This window comes from Nonomuraea roseola (genome assembly GCF_039535395.1).
GTDB lineage: Bacteria > Actinomycetota > Actinomycetes > Streptosporangiales > Streptosporangiaceae > Nonomuraea > Nonomuraea roseola.
The window spans coordinates 4,239,075-4,265,020 of sequence record NZ_BAAAXC010000015.1 but is presented as its reverse complement, the minus strand read 5'-3'; the positions used below and the strand labels follow the sequence as shown (position 1 = coordinate 4,265,020).

Here is a 25,946-nt window from a genome sequence, read left to right as displayed (position 1 = left end):
GGATCGTCATAGCCACAGACGCCCGCTCGACACATGAGAACAGGACGCGATGATCGGTCGAATTCCCATCACGGACATCTACCCCGTCGTTGACTGCGGGCAGTGGCCCGCGAAGGCGGTCGCCGGAGAGACCTTCGAGATCGCGGCGACCGTGTTCAGAGAGGGGCACGACGCGGTCGCCGCCGGCGTCGTGCTCACCGCTCCCGACGGGCGGCGCGGCCACCTGAAACACATGCGAGAACAGGGCAAGGGCACCGACCGCTGGGCGGTGTCCGTGTGCCTGCCCGACGAGGGCGACTGGCAGTTCAGGGTCGAGGCGTGGGGTGACCCGATCGGGACGTGGCTGCACGACGCGGAGATCAAGATCCCGCGCGGCATGGACGTGGAACTGATGTGCGAGGAGGGCGCCAGGCTCTTCGAGCGGGCCGCCCGGGCCGTCAGGGCCAGCGACTGCCCCGCCCCCCACGCGGGCAACGGCACGACGCGAAACGGCAACGGCACACTCAAGACAGGCCAGCAGAAGAACGGCCAGCTCATGACCGACACGGTCAAACCGGGCACACTCAAGGCCGGCACCGAACTCAAGCCGTCGGAGACGTGCGGGCACAGGGCGGCGCTGCTGGCAGTGGCCTCCACGCTGCGCGACGACGCCCTCGACCCCCGTGCCAGGCTGTCGATCGCCCAGCTGCCCGAGACCACGGCGCTGCTGGAGGCGCATCCGCTGCGTGACCTGCTGACCAGGAGCAAGCAGCAGAAGGTCAGGGTGGAGCGCCGCAGGGCCCTGTTCGGCTCGTGGTACGAGTTCTTCCCCAGGTCCGAGGGCGCGATCGTCGACGGCGAGGGCGTGTCGAAGTCGGGCAACTTCCAGACCGCCGCCAAGCGGCTGCCCGCCGTCGCGCGCATGGGCTTCGACGTGGTCTACCTGCCGCCGATCCATCCGATCGGCACGACCTTCCGCAAGGGCCGCAACAACACGCTCACGCCCGGCCCCGACGACCCGGGCTCGCCCTGGGCGATCGGCTCCGAGGACGGCGGGCACGACGCCGTCCACCCCGACCTCGGCACGATCGACGACTTCGACGACTTCGTGGGCAGGACCAGAGAGCTGGGCATGGAGGTGGCGCTCGACTTCGCGCTGCAGTGCTCTCCCGACCACCCGTGGGTCACGGAGCATCCCGAGTGGTTCACGATCCGCGCCGACGGGAGCATCGCCTACGCGGAGAACCCGCCGAAGAAGTACCAGGACATCTACCCGCTCAACTTCGACAAGGATCCCGAGGGCATCTACGCCGAGGTCAAACGGGTCGTCAGGCACTGGATGGACCACGGTGTGCGGATTTTCAGGGTGGACAACCCGCACACCAAGCCGGTCGGATTCTGGGAGCGCCTGCTGGCCGACATCCGCGCCACCGACCCGGATGTGATCTTCCTTGCCGAGGCGTTCACCAGGCCTCCGATGCTGCAGACCCTGGCGAAGATCGGATATCACCAGTCATATACGTACTTCACATGGAAGAACTCCAAATATGACGTGGAAACGTACTTTTCGGAGCTATCCCATGAGACGTCGCACTATCTGAGGCCGAACCTCTTCGTCAACACGCCCGACATCCTGCACGAATATCTTCAGCACGGCGGGGTCCCGGCCTTCAAGATCCGCGCGGTCCTGGCCGCGCTCACCTCCCCCACCTGGGGCGTCTACTCGGGCTACGAACTCGCCGAGCACGTCGCGGTACGCCCTGGCAGCGAGGAGTACCTCGACAGCGAGAAGTACCAGTACCGGCCGAGGGACTGGGTGGCCGCCGAGAGGGAAGGGCGGACTCTCGCCCCCTTCATCACCCACCTCAATTTGTTCCGAAGAGCTCACCCGGCCCTCCAGGAATTGCGTAACCTGAAGTTCCACAGGGTCGACCACCCGGACCTGGTCTGCTTCTCCAAGCGGCTCCCTGGCGCCTACGACACGGCCACACGACGGCACGGCCTCGGCGACGTGGTCCTGGCGGTCGTCAACTTGGATCCGCACAATACTCATGAGGCGACAGTCGATCTCGACCTGCCGGCCCTCGGTCTCGACTGGAATGCCGAGTTCGTCGTCGACGACGAGGTGTCGGGCGAGTCGTACCGCTGGCGGCAGAGCAACTACGTGCGCCTCGACCCACACATTCACCCGGCGCACGTCTTCACCGTGCGAGCGGCTCATCGGTAACACAGCGATCGGGGAGTCCAACTTTGTCCGACATCGTGAACTCCGCTGCCATCCCGAACACCTTTGACGAGGACAAACCCCGCGATCCCTACTGGTACAAGCGGGCGGTCTTCTACGAGGTGCTCATCAGGGGCTTCGCCGACTCAAACGGCGACGGCACCGGCGACATCAAGGGGCTCATCAGCAGGCTCGACTACCTGCAATGGCTCGGCGTCGACTGCCTGTGGCTGTTGCCGCTCTATGAGTCGCCGCTGCGTGACGGCGGCTACGACATCGCCGACTTCATGAAGATCCTTCCGGACTTCGGCGACCTCGGTGACTTCGTCAAGCTCGTCGACGAGGCGCACAAGCGCGGCATGCGGGTGATCGCCGACCTGGTGATGAACCACACCAGCGACGCCCACCCGTGGTTCCAGGCCTCGCGCCACGATCCCGAGGGGCCCTTCGGCGACTTCTACGTCTGGTCGGACACCGACGAGAAGTACAAGGACGCCAGGATCATCTTCATCGACACCGAGACCTCCAACTGGACCTACGACCCGGTCAGGGGCCAGTACTACTGGCACCGCTTCTTCCACCACCAGCCCGATCTCAACTACGAGAACCCGGCGGTGCAGGAGGCCATGCTCGAGGTGCTGAGGTTCTGGCTCGACCTGGGCATCGACGGGTTCCGCATGGACGCCATCCCCTACCTGTTCGAGGAGGACGGCACCAACTGCGAGAACCTCCCCAGGACCCACGCCTACCTCAAGCGGGTCAGGTCCGAGGTCGACCGCCTCTTCCCCGACAGGGTGCTGCTGGCCGAGGCCAACCAGTGGCCCAGCGACGTGGTCGAGTACTTCGGCGACAGCGTGGGCGGCGGCGACGAGTGCCACATGGCCTTCCACTTCCCGCTCATGCCGCGCATCTTCATGGCCGTGCGCAGGGAGTCGCGCTACCCGATCTCCGAGATCCTGGCCCAGACGCCCAAGATCCCCGAGAACTGCCAGTGGGGCATCTTCCTGAGGAACCACGACGAGCTGACGCTCGAGATGGTCACCGACGAAGAGCGCGACTACATGTACTCCGAGTACGCCAAGGACCCGCGCATGCGCGCCAACGTCGGCATCCGCCGCCGCCTGGCGCCCCTGCTGGAGAACGACCGCAACCAGATCGAGCTGTTCACCGCTCTGCTGCTGTCGCTGCCAGGCTCGCCGGTGCTCTACTACGGCGACGAGATCGGCATGGGCGACAACATCTGGCTGGGCGACCGCGACGGCGTCCGCACGCCCATGCAGTGGACCCCCGACCGCAACGCCGGGTTCTCCGACTGCGACCCCGGCCGCCTCTACCTGCCGATCATCATGGATCCGATTTACGGATATCAGGCGATCAACGTCGAGGCGCAGCAGAAAAACGCCGGATCTCTGCTTCACTGGACCAAGCGGATGATCGAGATTCGTAAGCGTCACCCGGTCTTCGGGCTGGGCGACTTCATCGAACTCAACTCGTCCAACCCCAGCGTGCTGGCATTCGTCCGCGAGCTGGGCGATGATCGCATGCTATGCGTCAACAACCTCTCGCGGTTCCCACAACCCGTGGAACTGGACCTGAGGCGGTTCGTCGGCGTATCGCCCGTGGAGACGATGGGTGGAGTTCCATTTCCACCGATTGGCGAACTTCCGTATCTTTTGACGCTCCCTGGGCATGGGTTCTACTGGTTCACCCTTCCACCCGCCGCGCCACAGGAGGAGTAGGCCGTGCTTGAGGACCTCCTTGCCCGCTGGATCACCCACCAACGCTGGTTCGCGGGCAAGGGGCGTCCTCTCGACGGCCTTTCCATCGACTCCGACACCCCTCTCGGCGACGGACTGCGCCACCTGATCCTGTCGGTACGGCAGGCGGGCGCCCGCGACCGCTACCAACTCCTGCTCGGCGTCAGCCCCGAGCTGCCCGACAGGCTCAAACACGCCCTCATCGGCGTGTCGGACGAAGGCCACCTCTTCGACGCCGCCCACGACTCCTCGCTCACCAGCCTCCTGCTGGAGGGCATGGCCACCGGCCGCGACCACGGGCCGATCAGGTTCCGCACCGCGCCCGGGGTGGAGATCGACACCTCGCAGCGCAGCCTGGTGCTGGGGGCCGAGCAGTCCAACACCTCCCTGGTGTTCGGCGACGCCTACATCTGCAAGCTGTTCCGCAGGCTCATCCCAGGGGTGAACCCCGAGCTCGAGGTGGTCACCGCGCTGGCCGCCCGCGGGGCCGCGCACATCGCCCAGCCGTACGGGTGGATCGAGACCGACGTCGACGGCATCGCGACCACGCTGGCCTTCACGCAGGAGTATCTGACCACCTCCAACGACGGGTGGGACCTCGCCCTGGCCAGCGTCCGCGACCTCTACGGCTCGCTGCCCGAGGTCAGCGCGGCCGAGGCGGGCGGCGACTTCGCCGCCGAGGCCCACCGCCTCGGCATCGCCACCGCCGAGATCCACAGGGAGTTGGCCGCCGCCTTCCCGACGGACGTCGTGAGCCCGTCGGAGGTCAAGCGCATGGTGGAGGGCTTCCGCCGCCGCCTCGCCAGGGCGCTGGAGGAGGTGCCCGCGCTCGCCGAGCACGCCGACCTGGTCGAGCGCGCCTTCCACCAGGTGGAGGAGCTGACCGGCAAGGTGCGCGTGCAGCGCGTGCACGGCGACTACCACCTCGGCCAGGTCATGCGCACGCCCGTCGACTGGATCGTCCTCGACTTCGAGGGCGAGCCAGGACAGCCGCTCGAGGAGCGCAGGGCGCTCGCCTCGCCCCTGAGGGACGTGGCAGGGATGCTGCGCTCCTTCGACTACGCGGCCGGTCACCTGCTGGCCGACCACCCCGACGGCGCCACCCTGCGCCCCAGGGCGGCCGAGTGGGCCATCCGCAACCGCGCGGCGTTCCTGGACGGCTACGCCGACGTGTGCGGCGACGACGCGGCGCTGCTGAGGGCGCTGGAGTACGACAAGGCGGTCTACGAGGTGGTCTACGAGGCCCGCAACAGGCCGACCTGGCTGCCCATCCCGCTGGCGGCCTTCCGCTGAGCCTCCGCGCAGGTCCACCCGAGCCGCCCTGAGTCTGCCGTTTCTCCACGGGCAGCGTATCAAACGCATTACTCTTCGCATGCAAACATGAGCGAAGAGTAAAGGGGGCGGCATGCGGCGACGTCTTGTGTTCGCGGCCGCGGGGGTGGGCGCCGTGCTCGTCAGCGGCACTCTCCTGCTGGTGACCAGTGGAGAGGCGCCCCAGGCAGCGCAGGGCGTGCGGGAGACTCCCTCTCAGGGAGACCCGCTGACGCCCGAGGAGATCGCCCGCGCGGGTGAGATCGCCACCGCCACGAACCATCTCAAGTCGGGGCAGACCGAGCTCCTGTACGTCGAGCGCGACGACGACAAGGACGCCGAGCAGGCACGCAGGGCCGAGGCCTACATCTACGACTACTCGACCGACACGCTGATCGTCAGGACGGTCGACCTCGGCAGAAGCAAGGTGATCGAGGAGACCAAGGGCAGAGGGGTGCAGCCGCCGCCGTCCAAGCGGGAGGAGCTGCGCGCCGCCGAGCTGCTGCTGGCCGATCCGAAGCTGGGCGCAGGCGTGCGCCAGTCGTTCAGGAAGGCGGCGGGGCGCGAGCTGGCCTCCCCCTCCGACCTCGCGTTGCGCGGGCTGATCTTCTCCCCCGAGCGGGGCAGGTGCGCCCAGCACCGCTGCCTGCGGCTGTTCGTACGGCTGCCCGACGGCACCTTCCTCGACACCAGCCGCATCGTCATCGACCTGTCCGCCAAGAGGGTTCACACGCTGGAGTGGTGAGTTTGTTCCTCCGTCTCATGCTCGCGGGGCTGCTCGTCGCGCCCGCCGCTCCCCCCCGCGCCGGCGCAGGTCGCCCAGGCGTGCAGCTCGCCGTACCTCATCGACAAGACGCTCCCCAACGGCGCGCGGTGGCGGCTGTGCTGGGAGATGCGCACGATCGAGGGCCTGACCGTCACCAAGGTCGTCTACACGCCGAAGGGCAACAGGCCGATCAGCGTGCTGCGCAGCGCCGCGCTGGCGCAGATCCACGTGCCCTACGACAGCGGCGAGCCGCGCTACCACGACATCGGCTCGCTGGGCTCGGCCGTGGTGGCGCTGACGGAGGCCGACTGTCCCGGGGGTGAGCGCGCCAAGGGCAAGGTGTGCGTGACGACGCGCCCGCGTGGCCACGCACACCTCAAGGACGGCTGGGGCGACCCCGACGCCCGCGAGTCCGCCCAGGGGCAGGAGCTCGTCGTGCTGGCCGCCTACCAGGTCGGCTGGTACACCTACATCTCCGAATGGGTCTTCGGCGACGACGGCTCGATCACCCCGAGGGTCGGGGCGACCGGCTCGCTGGCCGGCACCACGACGGCGCCGAAGCACGGCTGGCCGATCGGGGTGGGCCGCAAGCACTTCGAGGAGTCGCACACCCACAACGTCTTCTGGCGGATGGACTTCGACATCCAGGGCAAGGCGAACGACGTGGTCGAGCAGTACGACTTCTCGGGCAGCGGCACCAAGAAGCGGTCGATGACCAAGCGCACGCTGAAGCGGGAGACGAAGGCGGTCAACGGGCGGATGCGCTGGTGGCGGGTGGTGGACCCGCGCGTGAGGAACCGCGACAGGCACCCGGTCTCCTGGGAGATCAACAACTCCGACAGCGCGGAGTACCGGGGCCCCTCCGACGAGGCGTTCACGCACGCCGACGTCTACGTGACGCAGTACCGCGCCTGCGAGCGGCTGGCCAGCGAGAACGTCTCCCCCAAGTGCAGGAGGTCCGTCGACCGCTACGCGAACGGCGAGCGGGTGACCGACCCCGTGCTGTGGGTCAACGTCGGCTTCCACCACGTCGCCAGGGACGAGGACGCCGACCCGATGCCGATCCACTGGCAGGGCTTCCGCATCACCCCCCGCGACGTCACCGCCACCAACCCGCACTGACCCCTCGAAACGGCCCGCCGTACCCGCGGACCGGTCCCGGCCCCCCTGGCAGGCGTCAGGGGGGCCGATTCACGCGGTGTGGGCGTGATGCAAAGCGATCGTGATAGTTAAGCCCGTATTTCCACATACCGCTCGTGTGAATTCGCATGGCGACAGCGGGCAAGGGCATGGGTTGGAAGGTCGCTATAGGGCAGGGTTAGGGGCATGCCGATGAGGACAGAGCTCGACCGACTCGCGGGTGGCGCACACCACGACCCGCACTCGATTCTCGGAGCGCACCTGGAGCCGCGCGGAGTCACGTTCAGGGCGTTGCGTCCACTGGCCGAACAGGTCGAGGTGGTCTTCGACGACGAGGCGCGCCCGTTGAAACATGTCGCGCACGGGGTGTTCGAGACGACGGTCCCGGGTCTGGACAAGGTGCCCGACTACCGGCTGCGCGTGCGCTACGCGGGCGGCGAGCCGTACGAGATGCAGGATCCCTACCGGCACTGGCCCACTCTCGGGGAGGTGGACCTGCACCTGATCGGCGAGGGCAGGCACGAGCGGCTGTGGGAGGCGCTGGGCGCCAGGGTCATGCGCCACGAGGACGTCGACGGCACGGCGTTCGCGGTGTGGGCGCCGAACGCGCGGGGCGTCAGGGTCGTCGGCGACTTCAACCACTGGGACGGCGTGGCCCACCCCATGCGCTCGCTCGGCAGGTCGGGGGTGTGGGAGCTGTTCGTGCCCGGCATGGGCGAGGGCGAGCGCTACAAGTACCAGGTCCTCGGCGCCGACGGGATGTGGCGCGACAAGGCCGACCCGATGGCCAGGCGCACCGAGGTGCCCCCGCAGACCGCCTCGGTGGTCGAGCGCTCCGACTACGCGTGGAGCGACGCCGACTGGATGGACTCCCGCCACGCGACCGTGCCGCAGCAGGCGCCGATGAGCACCTACGAGGTGCACCTCGGGTCGTGGCGGCCGGGGCTCGGCTATCTGGAGCTGGCCGAGCAGCTGACCGACTACGTCAGCGAGATGGGCTTCACCCACGTGGAGCTGCTGCCCGTGGCCGAGCACCCGTTCGGCGGCTCGTGGGGCTACCAGGTGACCTCCTACTACGCGCCGACCTCGCGTTTCGGCAAGCCCGACGAGTTCCGACACCTCGTCGACGCCCTCCACCAGCGGGGCATCGGGGTGATCCTCGACTGGGTGCCTGCGCACTTCCCGATGGACGACTGGGCGCTGGCCCGCTTCGACGGCACCCCGCTCTACGAACACGCCGACCCCGCGCGGGGCGAGCACCCCGACTGGGGCACCTACGTCTTCGACTTCGGCCGCAACGAGGTGCGCAACTTCCTGGTCGCCAACGCCCTCTACTGGATGAAGGAGTTCCACATCGACGGGCTGCGGGTCGACGCGGTCGCCTCGATGCTCTACCTCGACTACTCCAGGCGAGAGGGCGAGTGGACGCCCAACGTCTACGGCGGGCGCGAGAACCTCGACGCGGTGGAGTTCCTGAAGGAGATGAACTCCGTCTGCTACAGGGAGGAGCCGGGCATCATCACGATCGCCGAGGAGTCGACCGCGTGGCCGGGCGTCTCGCGGCCCGTGCACCTGGGCGGGCTGGGGTTCGGGTTCAAGTGGAACATGGGCTGGATGCACGACACCCTGGCCTATCTGCGCCACGAGCCGATCTTCCGGCAGTACCACCACCACCAGATGACCTTCTCGCTGATGTACGCCTACAGCGAGAACTTCGTGCTCCCGCTCTCCCACGACGAGGTCGTCCACGGCAAGGGCTCGCTGCTGGGCAAGATGCCGGGCGACGAGTGGCAGCGCTTCGCGCAGCTCAGGGCGCTGTTCGCGTTCATGTGGGCGCATCCGGGCAAGCAGTTGCTGTTCATGGGAGGGGAGTTCGGCCAGGGCTCGGAGTGGTCGGAGGAGCGCGGGCTCGACTGGTGGGTGCTCGACTTCGACGGACACCGCGGCGTGCAGAAGCTGGTGCGCGACCTCAACAGGATGTATCGCGAGACCCCGGCCCTGTGGGAGCTCGACAGCACGCCCGACGGCTTCAGGTGGATCGACGCCGACGACGCCCAGGGCAACGTCTTCTCCTTCCTCAGGGTGAGCGAGGACGGGTCCGCGGTGGCGTGCGTGGTCAACTTCAGCGGCGGTCCGCACGACAACTTCAGGCTGGGCCTGCCGTACGGCGGGCGGTGGGAGGAGATGCTCAACACCGACGCCTACGACTACTGGGGCAGCGGGGTCGGCAACCTCGGAGCGGTGGAGGCGGTGGAGGAGTCGTGGCACGGCCTGCCGTACTCCACCACCCTGGTGGTGCCGCCGCTGGGCGCGGTCTGGCTCAAGGGGACACCGCCCGCGACAACGTGAGCGTTTACTGAGAAACCCCGACAGCCCCTGTGCTGTCGGGACAAATCTCTCTACACTCCGAGATCATCACCCCTCGGAGGACGTGTGCGATTTCGACGCCTGATCGTGTGCTCGATCCTGCTGGCCTTATTGCCCGCCGCTCCGGCCCTCGCCGGAGAGCCTCCGTCGACACCGGCCCCCACCGCCTCCGCACCCCCCGAGAGCACGCCCCCGGCAGAACAGCCCTCCACGGAGCAGCCGCCTTCAGAGCAGCCCCCTTCAGAGCAGCCCTCCTCAGAGCAGCCCCCCTCGGAGCAGCCTTCCGAAGGCCGGCCTGAGGAGAAGCTCGAGGAGGGGCTGGCGGTCGCCGAGGGGACCAGCCGCGTCATCGTCGAGCTCACCGACGCCGCGCAGACCGCGCCCGTCGCCGCCCAGGCCGTCGCCCAGGACGCGCAGGTCGTGCTCCAGCCCGAGACGCAGCCGGCCGCGCAGCCCTTCATCGTCGTCGAGGGCACCGCGGAGGAGCTGGCCAAGCTGGCCAAGGACCCGAGGGTGGCCTCCATCCACCGCGACCGCGCCTACCCGCCGACCGCGATCTCCAGCCTCCCCGTTATCGGCGCCGACAAGGTGCACGCCGAGGGCAGGACGGGCGCGGGACAGGCCGTCGCCATCCTCGACACCGGCATCGACCGCGACCACCCCTTCTTCGGCGGCAGGATCGTCGCCGAGGCCTGCTTCTCCTCCACCGAGTACGACGGCGTCGAGTCCCTGTGCCCCAACGGCCAGAGCCAGATGACGGGCACGGGCGCGGCCGACTCCGAGTACGCCAAGTGCCTGCTCGACGGCGAGAACCTCTGCGAGCACGGCACCCACGTGGCCGGCATCGCGGCGGGCCAGGGCGGCGTCGCGCCGGGCGCGAGCATCGTGGCCGTGCAGGTGTTCAGCAGGGTCAACGACGAGGACGCCTGCGGCGCCGCCGCCTGCCTGATGGCCTTCGAGTCGTCACTGCGCCTGGCCGTCGACCACGTCGCCTCGCTGGCGCCCGCCACCCCGATCGCGGCCATGAACCTCAGCCTCGGCGGGCAGCTGTCCGACACCTCCTGCGACACCTCTGAGGAGGGGCAGGTCTTCAAGCCGAAGATCGACGACCTGCTGGCCAAGGGCGTGGCGACGGTGGTCGCCGCGGGCAACGAGTACTTCGAGGGCACCACGTTCCCCGCCTGCGTCTCCTCGGCCGTCGCCGTGGGCGCGAGCAGCAACGGCGACCGGATCGCCGACTTCTCCAACACGGGCCCGCTGCTGGACCTGTTCGCGCCGGGTGTGGACATCGAGTCCTCCGTGCCCGACGACGCCATGGCCACCCACAGCGGCACCTCGATGGCGGCGCCGCACGTCGCGGGGGCGCTGGCCGTGCTCAAGGCGGCCTTCCCCGACCAGGCGATCGGCGCGCTGGTCGAGAAGCTGAAGACCTCGGGCAGGCCGTTCTCCTACCAGGCGGGAGGCGTCCAGGTGACCACACCGCGCCTCGACCTGGCGGCAGCGGCGAGCGGCGCCGCGCCGCAGCCGACGGTCAGCCAGAGCGGGCCCGCGCCCGCGCCCTCGGAGAGCGGCCCCTCCCCCGAGCCCACGGACGAGGACCCCCGGTCCGAGGACCCCCGCTCCGACGACCCAGGCGAGACCGACGAGCCCGACCCGACCCCCATCCCCCTGCCGACCGTGACCGTGACGGTGACCGTCACCGCGACACCTCCCGCCGCCCCCTCGTCCGTGTGCACCCGAGGTACGGCCGGCACCCGCATGACGGCCAAGGAGTGGGCCGTGGAGGTCTACCGCGGCACGGGACAGCTGTCGGACGAGACGCTCACCTGCTATCTGAAGCTCGCCCACAAGACGAGCAAGGTCTTCCCCGAGCTGACCAAGGCCTCCTCGCTCGGCAAGGCCTACAAGGTGCTGAAGGCTCCCAAGGGCGCGCGGGCGAAGCTGGACCGCGCCCTGCTGACCGCGTGGCTCAACTGGGCGCACGGCGCCACCTCCACGCTGGCGCCGGTCCAGGCCGCGGAGAAGGTCCGGCTGACCGCCAAGGCGAGCAGCGCGAGCCTGAAGAAGGCCACCGCGGCACTCGGCAAGTAGCGCGCGGCACGCAGCCGAGAGGCCGGTCCCCTCACGGGACCGGCCTCCTTCGCGTTACCCAAAAGACACTTTCCTTCGCTTCTGACATCAAATTTCACATCTGTACACTCAGCCTCACAAATTGGATCACCCCCCTCGGAGGCACAGTGAGACTGCGGTCTCTCCTGGCCGGCGCGGCCACCCTCGCCGCCCTCTCGGCCGGGCTCGTCACAGCCCCCGCGCAAGCCGCCGCGGACGACCCGCTCAGGAAACTCGACCCCGCCGTGCGGATCAGCGGCACGCACAGGGCCATCGTCCAGGTGCAGAGCCCCGCGCAGGCCAAGTCCCTCGCCGCCACCGCCGAGGCGGTCACCCCCAGCGTCGAGAACGTCGCGCCCACCCCCGAAGCGCTCGCGGGCAAGCTCGACTTCTTCGTCTACGAGGGCACCGTCGAGGAGTTCAAGAAGATCGCGGGCCAGGCGAACGTCGTCTCCATCCGCGAGGACCACCTCAACTCCCCCAACCTGGTCAGGAGCCTGCCGATCATCGGCGCCGACAAGGCGCAGGCCGCGGGCGTCACCGGGGCGGGCAAGGCCGTGGCCGTCCTCGACACGGGCATCGACGGCGACCACCCGTTCTTCGGTGGCCGCATCGCCGCCGAGGCGTGCTTCTCCGCCGAGAACGCCGCCGACACCGCCACCTCCCTGTGCCCGAGCGGCGCGCCGTTCCAGATCGGCGCGGGCGCGGCCAGCGCCACCACCGACGCCTGCATGAAGAACGTCGCCCCCGGCGACGCCACCTTCGGGATCTGCGCGCACGGCTCCCACGTCGCCGGCATCGTCGCGGGCAAGGCGCACTCCTCGCAGCGCGAGCCCTCCAACGGCGTCGCCCCCGGCGCGACCATCGTGCCGGTGCAGGTGTTCAGCAGGTTCACCAACCCCGAGTACTGCGGCGGGCCCGCCAACACCCCCTGCGCCCTGGCCTACGACTCCTCCATCCTCACCGGGATGTCGTACGTCAACCTGATCGCCAAGCAGTTCGGCATCGTCTCGGTCAACCTCAGCCTCGGCGGCGGCAAGTACGACACCGCCTGCGACACCGGCGACGGCGCCGACTTCAAGGCCCAGGTCGACCAGCTGATCGCGCAGAACGTCGCGACCGTCGTCGCGGCGGGCAACGAGGCCTTCGACGCCTCGGTCTCCTGGCCCGCCTGCGTCTCCAACGTGGTGACCGTGGGCTCGACCGATGTGGAGTACCCGCAGGTCGGCACCCGCACCGACGACGTGTCGTCCTTCAGCAACCGCGGCGAGATGCTCGACCTGTTCGCCCCCGGCTGGCCGATCTTCTCCTCCGTGCCCGACGACAAGTACGCGGGCTTCGGCGGCACCTCGATGGCCGCCCCGCACGTCGCGGGCGCCTTCGCGCTGATGAGGGAGAAGCTGCCCGACGCCTCGGTGGAGGAGATCCTCGCCAAGCTCAAGGCCGCGGGCAAGCCGATCGCCTACACCAGCGCGGGCAAGCAGCTGACCACGCCGCGCCTGGACGTCTGGAAGGCGCTGCCGCGCATCGAGTGCGCCGCCACCTACACCACCAAGGCGTCGTGGCCCGGCGGGTTCCAGGCCTCGGTCACCGTGAAGAACACCGGCACGCTGCCGATCAAGAGCTGGAAGGTGACCTGGACCTTCCCCGACCGCCAGAAGGTGCAGACTCTCTGGAACGGCAAGGTCTCCCAGAGCGGCGCGGACGTCACGGTGACGAACGCCCGCTGGAACGGCTCGCTGGCTCCTGAGGCCTCGGCGCAGTTCGGGTTCAACGGGCAGTTGCGGGGCGGGGCGAACAACCCGCCTGCGACGCTGACCTGCACGGCCGCCTGACCTGTCGCTGCGCATCACGGCCACGCCCTCCTTCGGGCGTGGCCGTTTCGCTTGCGGGCACCGTTGCGGCGGCCGGCCGGAGTCCCGCTGGGCGGCGCGCCTTCGGCGGAGGGGACCACGCGCCTGCGGAGGCGCATGGTGGGGCTTGCCGTACGAGATGGTTGGGTTGGGGGCGCTCGCGGGCGCGGGGGCGTCGCTTAAGGTGACATTTATGGACGCGACCAAGGCGATCGTTGACACCGTTGACCGATTCCGCCAGCGGCGTACCGCCCCGCTGGTGCTGGAGCTGGACCTCACCGAGGGGCTGACCGCGGGTCCTCCCGCCGATCCGCTCAACGCGATCCTCACCATGCGCAAGCCGCGCCTGGCCGACGTCCTGTCGGGCCTCAAGCGCGCCAGGCACGACTCCCGCGTCAAGGCTCTCATCGTCAAGATCGGCGGGAACCCGCTCGGGCTGGCGATGGTGCAGGAGCTGCGCCAGGCCGTCACCCACTTCCGCGCCTCGGGCAGGCTGACGGTCGCCTACGGCGAGACGTTCGGCGAGTTCGGCCAGGGCACGATCCCCTACTACCTGGCCAGCGCCTTCGAACGCGTCTACCTCCAGCCCAGCGGCGACGTCGGTCTCACCGGCATCGCCCTCGAGCAGCGCTTCCTCAAGGGCGCGCTCGAGAAGCTCGACATCGCCTACGAGGTCGGGCAGCGGCACGAGTACAAGACCGCCGCCAACACCTTCACCCAGGACCACATGACCGACGCGCACAGGGAGTCGTACGGCAGGCTCGCCGAGTCGATCCTCGAGCACGTGGTCGCGGGCATCGCCGAAGGCAGGCGGCTCGACCCAGGCAAGGTTCGCGAGCTGGTCGACAGGGGCCCCTTCATCGGCGCCGAGGCCGTCGACGCGGGTCTCGTCGACAGGCTCGCCTACAGGGACGAGGTGTACGACGAGGTCAAGAAGGCCGCGGGCGACCAGGCGCACCTGCAGTTCGTCTCCCGCTACGCGCGCGGCGCGGCCGTGAGGAAGCTGCCGAACCCGACGGCGGACAGCGTCGCCCTCATCCACGGCCACGGCATGATCAAGCTGGGCCGCAGCGGGCGCAGCCCGCTGGGCGGCGGCGGCTCGATGGGCTCCGACACGATCAGCGCCGCCATCCGCGCGGCCAGGCGCGACCCGCACGTCAAGGCCGTGGTGTTCAGGGTGGACAGCCCCGGGGGCTCCTACGTCGCCTCCGACACGGTGTGGCGCGAGGTCGTGCTCACCCGCAAGGTCAAGCCGGTCATCGTCTCCATGGGCGACGTCGCGGCCTCCGGCGGCTACTTCGTCGCGATGGCGGCCGACGTCATCATCGCCCAGCCCGGCACCCTGACGGGCTCCATCGGCGTGCTCGGCGGCAAGGCCGTCCTCGGCGGGCTGATGCAGAGGGCGGGCGTCACCACCGACATGATCACCGAGGGGGCCAACGCGGCGATGTTCTCCTCCGCCCGCTCCTTCTCCACGGAGGAGTGGGACAGGGTCAACGCCTGGCTCGACCGCATCTACGACGACTTCGTGGGCAAGGTCGCCGAGGGACGCCACCTGACCAGGGAGCGCGCGCACGAGCTGGCTCGCGGTCGCGTCTGGACCGGCGCCGACGCGCGCGAGCGCGGGCTCGTCGACGAGCTCGGCGGGCTGGAGGACGCCCTCGGCCTGGCCCGCAAGCGGGCAGGCCTCGCCGACGACGCTCCCGTGCGCACCTATCCGCGGCTCAACCCGCTGGAGCGGCTGAGGGGGCCCGAGTCGAGCGAGGACAAGGCGGCGGCGCTGGCCAGGGTGCGTCTGGAGGCCTGGGGTCCGTTCGCGAGGATCGCGGGCGAGCTCGGCCTTCCCTCCTACGGCCCGCTCCTGCTCCCTGGTGAGATCGTCATCCGCTAGGCGTCCTACTCGCCGGTGACCCCGTCGATGCGCTCGCGCATCAGGTCGGCGTGGCCGTTGTGCCGGGCGTACTCCTCGATCATGTGGATGAGGATGTAGCGGTGCGAGTAGTGGGCTCCACGCCTGTCGACCTTGGCGAGAGCGTCGATGGGCGTGTTCGCCGAAACCTTGCGGCACTCGTCCACCTCGGCGCGCCACACGGCCAGCGCCTCGTCGGCCGGGACGTCCGCGACGTCGAACTCGACGTCGTCGACGTCACTCCAGTACAGGGCGGGCAGGTCGGCGCCTTCGAGGACGCGGCGGAACCAGTAGCGCTCGACGTCGGTGAGATGGCGGACCAGGCCGAGCAGCGACATGGCGGAGGGCGGGACCGCCCGCTCGCGCAACTGCTCGTCGGTCAGCGCCGCGCACTTGACGGCCAGGGTCTCGCGATGCCAGTCGAGGAAGGCGGTGAGGAGCTCACGCTCGTCACCGGCGGCCGGGGGATCGATTCTCGGATCAGTCACCCGGCCTATTCTCCTGGGTGATCCTTATTCATGGTGAAATATGCCAGATGTGGCCCCAGCAGAGGCTGGTGGGCGAGATGCTCGTCTACTGCTTCGTCATCGTCCTGCTCACCGGCGCCTTCCTCACCTTCTTCTACACGCCGAGCGCCGAGGAGGTGGTCTACGACGGCTCCTACGACCTGCTCAAGGGCATCGCCATGAGCACGGCCTACGCCTCGGTGCTGGACCTCAGCTTCGACGTCCGCGGCGGCCTGTTCATCCGGCACCTCCACCAGTGGTCGTCGGTGATCTTCCTGGTGGGCGTCGCCCTGCGCCTGACGGCCTCCCGCGCGTTCCTCCAGGCGCTGCCGGTGATCGCGCTCCTCGTGCTGGGCGCGCTCAACGGCGTCGTCGGCTACGCGCTGACCGACGACCTGTTCGCGGGGAGGATCCTGGGCGAGGTCCCGATTCCCTGGTGGTACGGCGCGCACCTGCTGCTCGCGTTCGTCGTCGCGGCCGCCCTGGTGGGCGCGTGGCGGCAAGCGGGGGCCCAGCGACCCAGAGCGCTCTACTTCGTGGTGATCTGCCTCAGCCTGACGCTGCTGGCGGTCCTCTTCCCCCTCAACCAGATCTGGCTACACGGCCCCTCGATGTGACCGCCCCGGCGCTGTGGTCCATGACGGCGCCTGGAGCGAGGCGTACGCCTCGGCCCTGTCAGTTTCGAGGCGCCCGGCGGCCTGCCGCTCCTTCCATCTAGTCACGTTGCTCGGGCACGGCGGTCAGCCGGTCGCTCGCGTGGTGAAGAAGGTCTTGGCCCTCGTCAGCGCGTCGTGGTCGGTCGCCATCTCGCCCGGACGGTTGCCGAAGCCGAGCAGCGCGCCGCCCCACCGTCCGCCGAAGTACTGCGCGCACAGCCGCAAGGTGCCCACCAGCGGGTCGGCCACCGCCATGTCGTCGTCGCTCACGGCGCTGATCGCCCAGGTCGTCTTGCCGGCCATGCGCTCGCGGAAGTCGAGGCCGGGCACGCGCATCCAGGCCGACCAGTAGTCGAGGTAGAGCTTGGTGGAGGCCGACACGCTGTACCAGTAGAGCGGCGAGGCGATCACCAGGTCGGTCGCGTCGAGCGTGGCCTCCAGGAGCACTCGCTCGTTCCCCACGGGCGCCTGGTAGACGCCGTCGGCGGCGTGCCGTACATCCCTGAACGGTGGGAGCGGCAGGTCGTCGAGGTGCAGCCAGCGCTGCTCCACCCCCTCAGGCAGGTGCTCGGCGGCCGCCCTCGCCAGGGCCTCGGTGTTGCCACCCGGCCGTGCACTGCCCATCAGGAACAGGAACCTACGCTCGGCCATTCGCTGTCTCCGTTCGAGATGTATGCACGTGCATATTACACGTCATCTCTCGTCCGGATGCGCCGTTTTCCTCCCGCCCGTCACTCGGAGAGCAGATCATCCGGAGTCGAGCGAGCGAGACCGGCGAGCGTGGCCAGGGCTCGGGCGAGGGTGTCGGTGGGCGGGGAGGCCAGGCCGAGACGGATGGCGTTCGGGGCGCGGTAGTGGCCCACGGCGAAGGCCGCCGCAGGGGTGACCGCGATGCCCTGGCGCGCGGCGGCGGCGACGAAGGTGTCGGCCCGCCACGGCGGCGGGAGCTCCCACCAGCAGTAAAAGGAATGCGGATCGCTGTGCACGGCGAACTCCCCCAGGTGCCGGGCGGCGAGCTCCTGACGGGCGGCGGCCTCCGCCTGCTTGGCGCGGGTCACCTTGCCGACCACGCCGTCGCTCAGCCATCGGGTCGCGGCGTCCAGGGCGAAACGCATCGGCGTCCAACCACCGGAGCGCAGGGCGGTCGAGACGTTCGCGCCGAGGGCCTCGGGGACGACGGCGAATCCGAGCGTGAGGCCGGGAGCCAGCCGCTTGGAGAGGCTGTCGACGAGGACGGTGCGTTCGGGGGCCAGCGCGGCCAGCGGCGGCAGGTCGTGGCGCAGGAAGGACCAGATCGCGTCCTCGATCGCGTACAGGTCCAGTCGCCTCAGCAGGCCCGCCAGCTCGACCCGGCGCTCCACCGGCATGGTCAGCGACAGCGGGTTGTGCAGCGTCGGCTGGAGGTAGACGGCGTCGAGCGGGGTCTTGCGGGTGGCGGCCTCGACGGCCTCGGGAACCAGTCCTGCCGCGTCGACGGCCAGCGGCACGAGAGTGACCCCGAGACGGCTCGCGATCGCCTTGACGACGGGATAGGTGAGCTCCTCCACGCCGATCCTGGCGCCGGGGGACGCCAGCGCGGTCATGGCCGCGGCGATCGCCTGGCGACCGTTACCCGCGAACAGCACCCGCTCCTGCTCCGGCCGCCAGTCCTCGCGGGCGAGCAGATCGGCGACGCTGCTGCGCGCCGGGAGCGTCCCCGCCGCGCCCACCGGGCGCATGGACGACTCCAGCACGTCGGGACGCAGCAGAGCGCCCATGCTCTCGGCCAGAAGGCTCGCCTGCTCGGGCACGAAGGCGTAGGTGAGCTCCAGATCGACCCTGCTGTCGGCCGGTTCGGCGAGAGCGGGCTGCGGGCGTGGAGCAGCGGCCCTGACGAACGTGCCGCGTCCGACCTCGCCGACCGTCAGGCCACGGAGGACCAGCTCCTTGTAGACGCGGGCGGCGGTGGAGTTGGCGATGGCGCGCTGCCGCGCGAACTCCCGCTGCGGCGGCAGGCGATCGCCAGGCCGTAGCCGCCCGGCCGCGATGTCCGCCGCCACCTCGTCAGCCACCCGCCGGAAGTCGTCCATGGCCGTCTCCTCTCCGAGGGGAGTCAAGCACAAAATTGCTCCGAGTTCAATTTCCAATATTGCACTGAGAATGAACTGAAAGATAGCTTCGCCATGTCGGCGCAATCGGTGGCCTGCGGCGATCTCATGGCTCGAGCGCAGAAGGTGGACGGTGGCGATGATCGAACAGAGCGCACTGCTCGGCGTGGTGTCGATTGCGTTGGGCATGGTGCTGTCGCCGGGCCCGAACATGATGTACCTGGTGTCGAGAAGCATCAGCCAGGGACGCCGAGCCGGAATCATCTCCCTGGGCGGGGTCGCGGCCGGGTTCCTGGTCTACCTGGTGGGCGCGAACCTGGGGCTGGCGGTGCTGTTCGCCGCCGTGCCCGAACTGCTCACCGTCATCAGGATCGTTGGCGCGTGCTATCTGCTGTGGCTCGCCTGGAAGACCATCAAACCCGGCGGCGTGTCGGTCTTCACCGTTCAGGACGTGCCCGCCGACTCCCCGCGCCGGCTCTTCACCATGGGGCTGCTGACGAACCTGCTCAACCCCAAGATCGCCATCCTGTACGTCGCGATCATTCCGCAGTTCGTCGACCTCACCAAGGGCGACGTGCTGCTCCAAGGCATCATCCTCGGCGGCTTCCAGATCATGGTGGCCGTCTCGGTGAACCTGTCGATCGTGCTGGCCGCCGGAGCCGTCGCGGGGTTTCTCGCCCGCCGTCCCTCCTGGCTGCGGACCCAGCGGATCACCATGGGGAGCCTGCTCGGAGTCCTGGCCATCATGCTCGCCCTCGGCAACTCGGGGAGCGTGACCACACCTCTGACGTAGCGTACGTCCACGCACCCCTGACGCGGCTGCCTTACACCGGCCGGTAGCGTCCGCGCAGCCGTACCAGGGGAAGGGGCGCGGAGTCGACGTAGTCGACGGCGAGCACGCCCGCCACGAACAGAGCGTGGTCTCCCGCGGGCACGACCTGCGTCGTCTCCACCTCCAGCGCCGCCACCCCACCCTCGATGATCAGCGCGTCGGTGTGCTGGCCCCGATGGTGCGGCGCGCCGGAGACCAGGTGACGGGCGCTCGGACGGCCGGCGACCGCGAACCTGCTGGCGATCGCCGCCTGCCCCGAGGAGAGCAGCGAGGCGGCCCAGCGGTCCTGCCTCAGCAACACCTCGGCGAGATAGCCGCGGCTGGACAGACTGGCCAGGATGAGCGGCGGATCGACGGAGACGGACATCAGCGCGGACACCGTCACGCCCACGTCGTCACGACCGTCCTTCACAGTGATCACGGCCACGCCCGCCGCCAGCTGTGCCATCGCCTCGGTGAACTCACTCACTCGATCACTCTGGCACATGACAGGATGTATACCCCACCCCGTCGGGACGGCAGGACGACCTTCGCGCCCGACCTGTCCGTGGCGCCGTCCTCCGTGGTGCGGGCCGCCGCCATGACCGAGAAGCGTTGACGTTCCAGTCCAGGCACCACACCCGAGCGCCGACGCTCAGGGCCAGGCCCCGACTCGGACTGGATGTCGGGTTCGTGCGGGGGTGCTCGCCGAACCGGTTGATGAGGTGGTCCGCCAAGGACTCAGCAGCAGCGCATGTTCGCCTCGGCCCGATACTCCTCATATGGCACGTCGGGATCGAGATAGAAGAAGTTGAGCAGGCCAGGTCGCGTGGGCAGTTCGTTCCCGAGCCATGGGGCGAGGGCGTCGGTGTCGAGTACGGCGTGCAGGGACAGCGGGAAGCCGCCCAGTTCGGGCCAGGAAGTGCCAGGTTCGAGCAGTGCGGGGCCGCCGAGTCGGCATCGGCCGGTGGCCTGGGCGGCGTCTGCCGGAGGGTCCAGCCGGAAGCCGCGGCGGGCCATGCGATTCCGGATCACACCCCACGGAACTTCTCCGCAGAGCGGGAGTGCCGCAGCGCTGGAACGCGTCGAAGGACGCGTCTTACGACCGGGAGTGTGAGGGGCCGGCAGGCCCCTCACCGGGGTTTCAGGGGGCCGTGCCCCCTGAAAACAACACAGTCCGAACCTCACGCGCGAAGCGCGGCCCCATGTGAGGACCGCGCTTCGCGCTGGAGAGCTGCCCGAGCCGCAGACGAGGACCTTGCCCTTGGCTCGGACACCGCGTGTTTCCGTTACAGCAGGCCGTTGGTGGTCAGCCAGTCCTTGGCGACCGTGGCGGGGTCGTCCTTGTCGACGGAGATCTTCTGCATCATCTGCGTGAGGTTCTCGGTCGTCAGCTTGGCCGACACGGCGTTCAGGGTGGTCTTGATCGTCTCCGTCGTGGCCGCCTTGTTCACCAGCGGCGTGACGTTCTGGGCGCTGAAGACGTTCTTGGGGTCCTGCAGCGAGACCATGTTGTTGATGATGATCTTCGGGTCGGTCGTGAAGACGTTGCCCGCCTGGACCGTGCCGTCCTTGATCGCGTCCGCGGTGGTGTCGCCCGTCGGCTTCCACTCCTTGAACTCAAGGCCGTAGACGTCCTTGAACTGCTGCTCACGGCGCTTCTTGAACTCGGGAGGACCGCCGACCGCCATCTGCTTCGAGACCTTGGCCAGGTCCTCGATGGTCGTCAGCTTGTACTTCTCGGCGGTCTCCTTGGTGACCGTCAGAGAGTCGTTGTCCTGCGCGGGAGAGGACTCGAGGATCTCGAGCTCGGCCGGCAGCTTGCTGGCCAGCTCGCTGTTGACCTCCTCCTTCGAGGCGGCGGTCGACTTGGGGTCGACGAAGAACAGCAGCGCGCCGTTGTACTCGGGCAGGATGGTCAGCCCGCCGCTCTTGACCTGGTTGTAGATGACCTCGCGGCTGCCGATGTTCGGCTTCTCCTCGACCGTCACGCCCTTGGCCTTGAGCGCCTGGGCGTAGATGGAGCCCAGCAGCACGCTCTCGGGGAAGTTGAACGAACCGACGACGGCCGTGCCCCCGCCCGGCGCCGACGCGGACCCCGTGGGGGCCGCGCTGGCGGAGGTGGTGTCCAGCGGGTTGCTGCCGCTGCCGCCGCCGCCACAGGCCGACAGGGTGAGCATCGCCGAGAACAGGACCGCCGCGGTGCCGAATATGCGTCTCATACGTATTTCCCTTCTAAACGGGGGGTATTGGAGAGATTAGCGGACCCTCAGTCGCTGGCTCACCCCCGGGGAGACCATCACCTTCTGCGCGAGGGTGAACAGACCCTGTACGGCGAGCGCGAAGCCCACGATCAGCACCGAGCCGCCGACCACGCTCTCGTAGTCTTGTGTCGCCAAACCGTCGATGATGTAACGTCCGAGCCCGCCGAGCCCGACGTACGCGGCCACCGCCGCGGTCGCCACGACCTGCACCGCCGCCAGTCTGAGGCCGAGCATGACGAGCGGCAGCGCGACCGGCACGAGCACCTTGAACAGCACCTGCGGGCCGCGCAGTCCCATGCCGTAGGCCGCGTCGCGCAGCTCGGGATCGACCCCCCTGATGCCCTCGAAGGTGTTGACCAGGATCGGCGGCACGGCCAGCGCCACCAGCGGGATCAGCACGGGCCAGATCGAGGCGGTGCCGAGCAGCAGCACGATGAGCACCAGCAGGCCGAGCGTCGGCAGCGCCCTGGCCAGGTTGGCGCTGACCACCACGATCACCGAGCCCTTGCCCGTGTGCCCGATGAGCAGGCCGAGCGGGATCCCGATGAGCGCGGCCAGCACCAGCGCGGCGGCCGAGAAGCCGAGGTGTTCGAGGAGCCTGACGGGGATGGCGCCGGGGCCCGACCAGTTGTCCGGGTTACCGAAGAAGTCGATCAACCAGTTCACGACGCCCTCCTCGCTCGCATCCAGGGCGTGAGCAGGCGCTGGGCGGCCAGCACGATCCCGTCGCCGACCAGCGCCAGCAGCACGATGAGCACGATGCCCGCGATGGCGGGGGTGTAGAAGTCGCGTTGGAAGGCGTCGGTGAACAGGTTGCCGAGGCCGCCCTGCCCGATGAGCGCGCCGACGCTGACCAGGCTGATGCTGGAGACGGTGACGACGCGCAGCCCTGCCAGCACGACGGGCACCGCGATCGGCAGCTCCACCTGGACCAGGCGGCGCAGCGGCGTGAAGCCCATGGCCACCGCCGACTGCCGCACGTGGTCGGGCACCGAGCCCATGCCGTCGACGACGGCGGGCACCAGCACCGCGAGGGCGTAGAAGGTCAGCGGGATGATCACGGTCATCCTGGTGAGGCCGGTCTGGGGGATCAGCAGCATGAACAGCGGCAGCGACGGCAGCGCGTAGATCACGTTCATGACCGCGGAGGTCGGCTGGTAGAGGAAGCGCCACCGCACGCAGGCCAGCCCCAGCGGCAGCGAGACGAGCAGGCCGAGCACGACCGGTACGAGCGACATCACGACGTGCGCCTCGAGCAGGTTGACGATGCTGTTGGGCGAGTCGGAGTTCCAGTTGCTCTCGACCCAGCTCCATCTGAACAGCGGCTGCTCGTCATCCATCGGCGGCCTCCGAGAGAGCCTCGTCGAGGGCCTTCCTGGTGGCGATGCCGACGACCCTGCCCGACTCGTCGAGCGCCACGGCCTGTCCCGAGGAGGACAGCAGGGCCGCGTCGAGCGCCGCGCGCAGGGAGTCCTTGCCGTGGACGTAGGTGCCGAAGGGCTCGTCGCGATCGAGCCACCCGACCGGCTTGCCGTCCTCGGACACGACCATCAGCCACGCGTCGTCCGAGGGGGTGGCGCCGGAGGACGAGGAGACGGTCAGGTCCGTACGGAGCCTGAGGTGCGAGCTGGAGACGAACGACAGCCGCCTGATGCCGCGGTCCCTGCCGAGGAACTCCCGCACGAAGTCGTCGGCGGGCTCCGACAGCAGCGTCTTGGGCGCTGCGAACTGGGCCAGCTTGCCCCCGACCCGCAGCACCGCCACCTTGTCGCCGAGTTTGATCGCCTCGTCGATGTCGTGGGTGACGAAGACGATCGTCTTGTTCAGCTCGGCCTGCAGCCTGAGCAGTTCCTCCTGCAGCGAGGTGCGCACGATCGGGTCGACGGCGCTGAACGGCTCGTCCATCAGCAGGACGGGCGGGTCGGCGGCCAGCGCGCGGGCCACGCCGACGCGCTGCTGCTGCCCGCCCGAGAGCTGGAAGGGGTAGCGCTGGGCCATCTTGGGGTCGAGCCCGACTCGCTCCAGCAGTTCCATGGCGCGGTCGCGGGCCTTCTTCTTCTCCCAGCCCAGCAGGTACGGCACGGTCGCCACGTTGTCGACGATCTTGCGATGGGGGAAGAGACCCGCCTGCTGGATGACGTACCCGATGCCCCTGCGCAGTGTCGGCGGGTCGATCTGCCTGACGTCGGAGCCGTCGAGCAGGATCTGGCCCTCCGTGGCGTCGATCATCCTGTTGATCATCCTGAGCGTGGTGGTCTTGCCGCATCCCGACGGCCCGACCAGCACGGTGATCTGTCCCGTCTCCGCTTCGAGAGACAGATTGTCCACGGCCACGAAGCCATCCGGATAGCGCTTCGTGACGGAGTCGAATGTGATCATGCGCGACCTCTCGCTCGAGCGGCGGGGCCGCGGCCCGCCCCATGATCTCTGCGAGACAGACTACGGCGAGCGATCCCCGTCTGTCCCGTTGGCCCCCAGGTGAAACGGTTCACGGGGCTACCAAATGAGCATCCAGTGGTGCATTCCAAGACCACAACCGGCATGATTGCCTGCAACACTCCGACGCCGCCCCCTCATCCCCCGCGTCCGATCTTTCTGACAGAGGAATCCGGCCCCGTGACCCTTCCGCTCACCGATCAGCGCTCTCGCGAGGATCTGATCGCCGAGCTCTACGACCGTCACGCCGCCGGGCTGTTCGCCTACTGCGCGGACCAGCTCGGCGACACGGGCTCCGCCTCCGACGCGCTGGACGCCGTGCTGTCCAGCGCGCTCTCCGTGGAGCCGCCGCGTGCCGCGCTGTACGCGCTCGCGCGGCGGGAGATCTTCCGCCGCGACATCGTCTACGCGCCTCCCGTCATCGACCCTCTGGCCGACCCCGCCACCGCCCTGGTCGAGCGCGTCCTGCGCGAGCTGCGCCCGCACCAGCGCGAGGTGCTCGTGCTGTCCGTCGTCATCGGGCTCACCGACGCCGAGCTGGCATGGGTGCTCGACGTGGCCAACGACACCGCCGTCGAGCTGATCCAGAACGCCGCGCTCCGTTTCCGCCAGTCGCTGCTGTCGGCGCTGGGCACCGCGGGGCCGCGGCTGTCCCAACCGGTGGCCGAGGTGTACGGCGCGCTGGGCGTCGCGCCGCTGCGCGATGTGCTCGGCCGCCTGCCGTGGCGCCCTCCGCCGGCCGCGATCAGGATCCGCCTGCTCGGCCCGCGTCCTGCCGCTCCCGCTCCTGCCGCGCGCACGACCTCGCTGTTCGTGAGGCCGCTGTGGCCGACCGCGCCGTCCTGGCCGCAGCCGCTGGGCGACACCGATCCCGCGACCAGCACGGGGATCTTCCCGACCGAACTGCTGACGCCGCCCGACCCTTCGCGCGTCTCACCGCACGAGGCGGCGACCGCGCCGATGCCGAAGCTGCGCGAGGGCCGCTCCCCCCGCCATCCCCTCATGCGCGACAGGCCCTTGCCGCGCTCGTCGGCCGCGCGCGGGCCCGTGCTCTCGGCTCCGACACCCGGCGACGTGCTCGACGCTCCCTCGGCGTGGGACGCCTTCAGCAAGCCCGCCGTCCAGGAGCGGCCCGCCGATCCGCCCGCCGGTGACATCCTCGACGACCACTGGACCGCGGCGCCCCCTGACCACACCCCCGACACCGCCGCCGACTCCACGGACGTGCCGATGCGGGCACGCGACCGGAGGGCGCTGGCCGACCTGCTCGTGCACAAGGGTGAGCCTCGCCCCGAGCCCTCCCTGTTCGCACCGCGCCGCCCCGCCAGGGAGCCGGTCTACGTGCTGCCCCCCGACCCGGCCGGGACGCCGGTGCAGGAGGAGCAGAAGGCCGAGGAGCAGGTGCGGGAGGCCGGGACGTCCGCGGAGGCGACCTCGGCGCCGCTCGCCCCTGATCAGGCGCGGCCCGCCCTGCCCGAGCAGCCGAAGAGTCCCGCCCCGCAGAAGAGCACGCCCCAGAAGAGCACGTCCGCAAAGAGCACGCCCCAAAAGAGCGCTCCGCAGAAGAGCCCTGCTCAGAAGCGCCCGGCCAAGAAGGCGGCCACGGGCAAGGCTGGCCAGGGGAAGTCCGCGGCGAAGAGGAAGGGCAAACGGCGCAACCGTCACCACGACTGGGCGTGGGAGGTGGCAGGCTTCCTCGTCTGCGTGGCGATCGCGATGCTGGTCTTCTTCTGGGTGCCGAGGTAGGAGCAGGCTTACGGGCGCCGAGGTA

General features: G+C 69.4%; 21 protein-coding genes. 12 read left to right on the top strand and 9 right to left on the bottom strand.

Annotation, left to right across the window (positions count from 1 at the left end):
- Positions 1 to 49: 49 nt before the first annotated feature.
- The 9 genes from ABFX55_RS43700 (at position 50) to sppA (ending at position 15,397) form a co-directional block, all read left to right on the top strand.
- Entirely contained in the window at positions 50 to 2,206 is a 2,157-nt protein-coding gene (locus ABFX55_RS43700) for an alpha-1,4-glucan--maltose-1-phosphate maltosyltransferase (RefSeq protein ID WP_346129524.1), read from the top strand.
- A 23-nt stretch (positions 2,207 to 2,229) separates the two neighbouring features.
- Positions 2,230 to 3,942, top strand: a complete 1,713-nt coding sequence (gene treS / locus ABFX55_RS43695) for a maltose alpha-D-glucosyltransferase (protein ID WP_346129522.1) — start codon at positions 2,230 to 2,232, stop codon at positions 3,940 to 3,942.
- A 3-nt stretch (positions 3,943 to 3,945) separates the two neighbouring features.
- The gene (locus ABFX55_RS43690) at positions 3,946 to 5,253 is read left to right on the top strand and encodes a maltokinase N-terminal cap-like domain-containing protein (protein WP_346129520.1); all 1,308 of its coding nucleotides are present in this window, start codon (positions 3,946 to 3,948) and stop codon (positions 5,251 to 5,253) included.
- A 112-nt stretch (positions 5,254 to 5,365) separates the two neighbouring features.
- A complete protein-coding gene (locus ABFX55_RS43685) occupies positions 5,366 to 6,016 on the top strand; it encodes a hypothetical protein (RefSeq protein WP_346129518.1) in 651 nt (216 codons plus the stop codon).
- A 99-nt stretch (positions 6,017 to 6,115) separates the two neighbouring features.
- On the top strand, positions 6,116 to 7,159 hold the full coding sequence (locus tag ABFX55_RS43680) for a copper amine oxidase (protein WP_346131423.1): 1,044 nt from the start codon (positions 6,116 to 6,118) through the stop codon (positions 7,157 to 7,159).
- Between the two features lie 210 nt (positions 7,160 to 7,369).
- Positions 7,370 to 9,526 (top strand): 1,4-alpha-glucan branching protein GlgB, encoded by a 2,157-nt coding sequence (glgB, locus tag ABFX55_RS43675; protein WP_346131421.1) that lies wholly within the window; start codon positions 7,370 to 7,372, stop codon positions 9,524 to 9,526.
- An 84-nt stretch (positions 9,527 to 9,610) separates the two neighbouring features.
- Positions 9,611 to 11,635, top strand: a complete 2,025-nt coding sequence (locus tag ABFX55_RS43670; protein ID WP_346129517.1) for a S8 family peptidase — start codon at positions 9,611 to 9,613, stop codon at positions 11,633 to 11,635.
- Between the two features lie 146 nt (positions 11,636 to 11,781).
- Positions 11,782 to 13,488 carry a S8 family serine peptidase gene (locus ABFX55_RS43665; RefSeq protein ID WP_346129515.1) on the top strand — a complete coding sequence of 569 codons (1,707 nt, stop codon included), beginning with the start codon at positions 11,782 to 11,784 and terminating at the stop codon, positions 13,486 to 13,488.
- Between the two features lie 211 nt (positions 13,489 to 13,699).
- Positions 13,700 to 15,397 (top strand): signal peptide peptidase SppA, encoded by a 1,698-nt coding sequence (gene sppA / locus ABFX55_RS43660; RefSeq protein WP_346129513.1) that lies wholly within the window; start codon positions 13,700 to 13,702, stop codon positions 15,395 to 15,397.
- A gap of 5 nt (positions 15,398 to 15,402) precedes the next feature.
- Here the strand turns inward: sppA and ABFX55_RS43655 are convergent, their stop codons facing one another.
- The gene (locus tag ABFX55_RS43655) at positions 15,403 to 15,903 is read right to left on the bottom strand and encodes a DinB family protein (RefSeq protein WP_346129512.1); all 501 of its coding nucleotides are present in this window, start codon (positions 15,901 to 15,903) and stop codon (positions 15,403 to 15,405) included.
- Positions 15,904 to 15,950: 47 nt separating this feature from the next.
- On the opposite strand from ABFX55_RS43655, the gene ABFX55_RS43650 reads away from it, so the two are divergent.
- A complete protein-coding gene (locus ABFX55_RS43650; RefSeq protein WP_346129510.1) occupies positions 15,951 to 16,538 on the top strand; it encodes a cytochrome b family protein in 588 nt (195 codons plus the stop codon).
- 123 nt (positions 16,539 to 16,661) lie between these two features.
- Here ABFX55_RS43650 and ABFX55_RS43645 read toward each other — a convergent pair whose 3' ends face one another.
- Positions 16,662 to 17,228 (bottom strand): flavodoxin family protein, encoded by a 567-nt coding sequence (locus tag ABFX55_RS43645; RefSeq protein WP_346129508.1) that lies wholly within the window; start codon positions 17,226 to 17,228, stop codon positions 16,662 to 16,664.
- Between the two features lie 80 nt (positions 17,229 to 17,308).
- Positions 17,309 to 18,646 carry an aminotransferase-like domain-containing protein gene (locus ABFX55_RS43640; protein WP_346129507.1) on the bottom strand — a complete coding sequence of 446 codons (1,338 nt, stop codon included), beginning with the start codon at positions 18,644 to 18,646 and terminating at the stop codon, positions 17,309 to 17,311.
- Positions 18,647 to 18,803: 157 nt separating this feature from the next.
- Between ABFX55_RS43640 and ABFX55_RS43635 the strand changes: the two genes are divergently transcribed.
- Entirely contained in the window at positions 18,804 to 19,457 is a 654-nt protein-coding gene (locus ABFX55_RS43635) for a LysE family translocator (protein ID WP_346129505.1), read from the top strand.
- Positions 19,458 to 19,488: 31 nt separating this feature from the next.
- On the opposite strand, the gene ABFX55_RS43630 is transcribed toward ABFX55_RS43635, so the two are convergent.
- The 6 genes from ABFX55_RS43630 to ABFX55_RS43605 all read right to left on the bottom strand — a co-directional run bounded on the left by ABFX55_RS43630 (position 19,489) and on the right by ABFX55_RS43605 (position 24,118).
- Complete coding sequence (locus tag ABFX55_RS43630; protein WP_346129504.1) at positions 19,489 to 19,965, bottom strand: flavin reductase family protein; 477 nt, start codon at positions 19,963 to 19,965, stop codon at positions 19,489 to 19,491.
- A gap of 251 nt (positions 19,966 to 20,216) precedes the next feature.
- A complete protein-coding gene (locus ABFX55_RS43625; protein WP_346129502.1) occupies positions 20,217 to 20,510 on the bottom strand; it encodes a DUF1963 domain-containing protein in 294 nt (97 codons plus the stop codon).
- 254 nt (positions 20,511 to 20,764) lie between these two features.
- The gene (locus tag ABFX55_RS43620) at positions 20,765 to 21,697 is read right to left on the bottom strand and encodes an ABC transporter substrate-binding protein (protein WP_183656089.1); all 933 of its coding nucleotides are present in this window, start codon (positions 21,695 to 21,697) and stop codon (positions 20,765 to 20,767) included.
- A 36-nt stretch (positions 21,698 to 21,733) separates the two neighbouring features.
- The gene (locus ABFX55_RS43615) at positions 21,734 to 22,405 is read right to left on the bottom strand and encodes an ABC transporter permease (RefSeq protein WP_312895828.1); all 672 of its coding nucleotides are present in this window, start codon (positions 22,403 to 22,405) and stop codon (positions 21,734 to 21,736) included.
- The gene (locus ABFX55_RS43610; protein ID WP_246452252.1) at positions 22,402 to 23,079 is read right to left on the bottom strand and encodes an ABC transporter permease; all 678 of its coding nucleotides are present in this window, start codon (positions 23,077 to 23,079) and stop codon (positions 22,402 to 22,404) included. The genes ABFX55_RS43615 and ABFX55_RS43610 overlap by 4 nt, the downstream gene beginning before the upstream one ends.
- Positions 23,072 to 24,118, bottom strand: a complete 1,047-nt coding sequence (locus tag ABFX55_RS43605) for an ABC transporter ATP-binding protein (protein WP_346129500.1) — start codon at positions 24,116 to 24,118, stop codon at positions 23,072 to 23,074. Before ABFX55_RS43605 ends, ABFX55_RS43610 begins: the two co-directional genes overlap by 8 nt.
- A 237-nt stretch (positions 24,119 to 24,355) precedes the next feature.
- Here ABFX55_RS43605 and ABFX55_RS43600 point away from each other — a divergent pair, with 237 nt between their 5' ends.
- A complete protein-coding gene (locus tag ABFX55_RS43600) occupies positions 24,356 to 25,921 on the top strand; it encodes an RNA polymerase sigma factor (RefSeq protein ID WP_346129498.1) in 1,566 nt (521 codons plus the stop codon).
- Positions 25,922 to 25,946: the final 25 nt, after the last annotated feature.

Coding starts and splice junctions, on each gene's coding strand:
- ABFX55_RS43650 (WP_346129510.1), top strand. CDS start 15,951: ATGTGGCCCCAGCAGAGGCTGGTGGGCGAGATGCTCGTCTACTGCTTC.
- ABFX55_RS43605 (WP_346129500.1), bottom strand. CDS start 24,118: ATGATCACATTCGACTCCGTCACGAAGCGCTATCCGGATGGCTTCGTG.
- ABFX55_RS43610 (WP_246452252.1), bottom strand. CDS start 23,079: ATGGATGACGAGCAGCCGCTGTTCAGATGGAGCTGGGTCGAGAGCAAC.
- ABFX55_RS43640 (WP_346129507.1), bottom strand. CDS start 18,646: ATGGACGACTTCCGGCGGGTGGCTGACGAGGTGGCGGCGGACATCGCG.
- ABFX55_RS43620 (WP_183656089.1), bottom strand. CDS start 21,697: ATGAGACGCATATTCGGCACCGCGGCGGTCCTGTTCTCGGCGATGCTC.
- sppA (WP_346129513.1), top strand. CDS start 13,700: ATGGACGCGACCAAGGCGATCGTTGACACCGTTGACCGATTCCGCCAG.
- ABFX55_RS43645 (WP_346129508.1), bottom strand. CDS start 17,228: ATGGCCGAGCGTAGGTTCCTGTTCCTGATGGGCAGTGCACGGCCGGGT.
- ABFX55_RS43685 (WP_346129518.1), top strand. CDS start 5,366: ATGCGGCGACGTCTTGTGTTCGCGGCCGCGGGGGTGGGCGCCGTGCTC.
- ABFX55_RS43635 (WP_346129505.1), top strand. CDS start 18,804: ATGATCGAACAGAGCGCACTGCTCGGCGTGGTGTCGATTGCGTTGGGC.
- ABFX55_RS43700 (WP_346129524.1), top strand. CDS start 50: ATGATCGGTCGAATTCCCATCACGGACATCTACCCCGTCGTTGACTGC.
- glgB (WP_346131421.1), top strand. CDS start 7,370: ATGAGGACAGAGCTCGACCGACTCGCGGGTGGCGCACACCACGACCCG.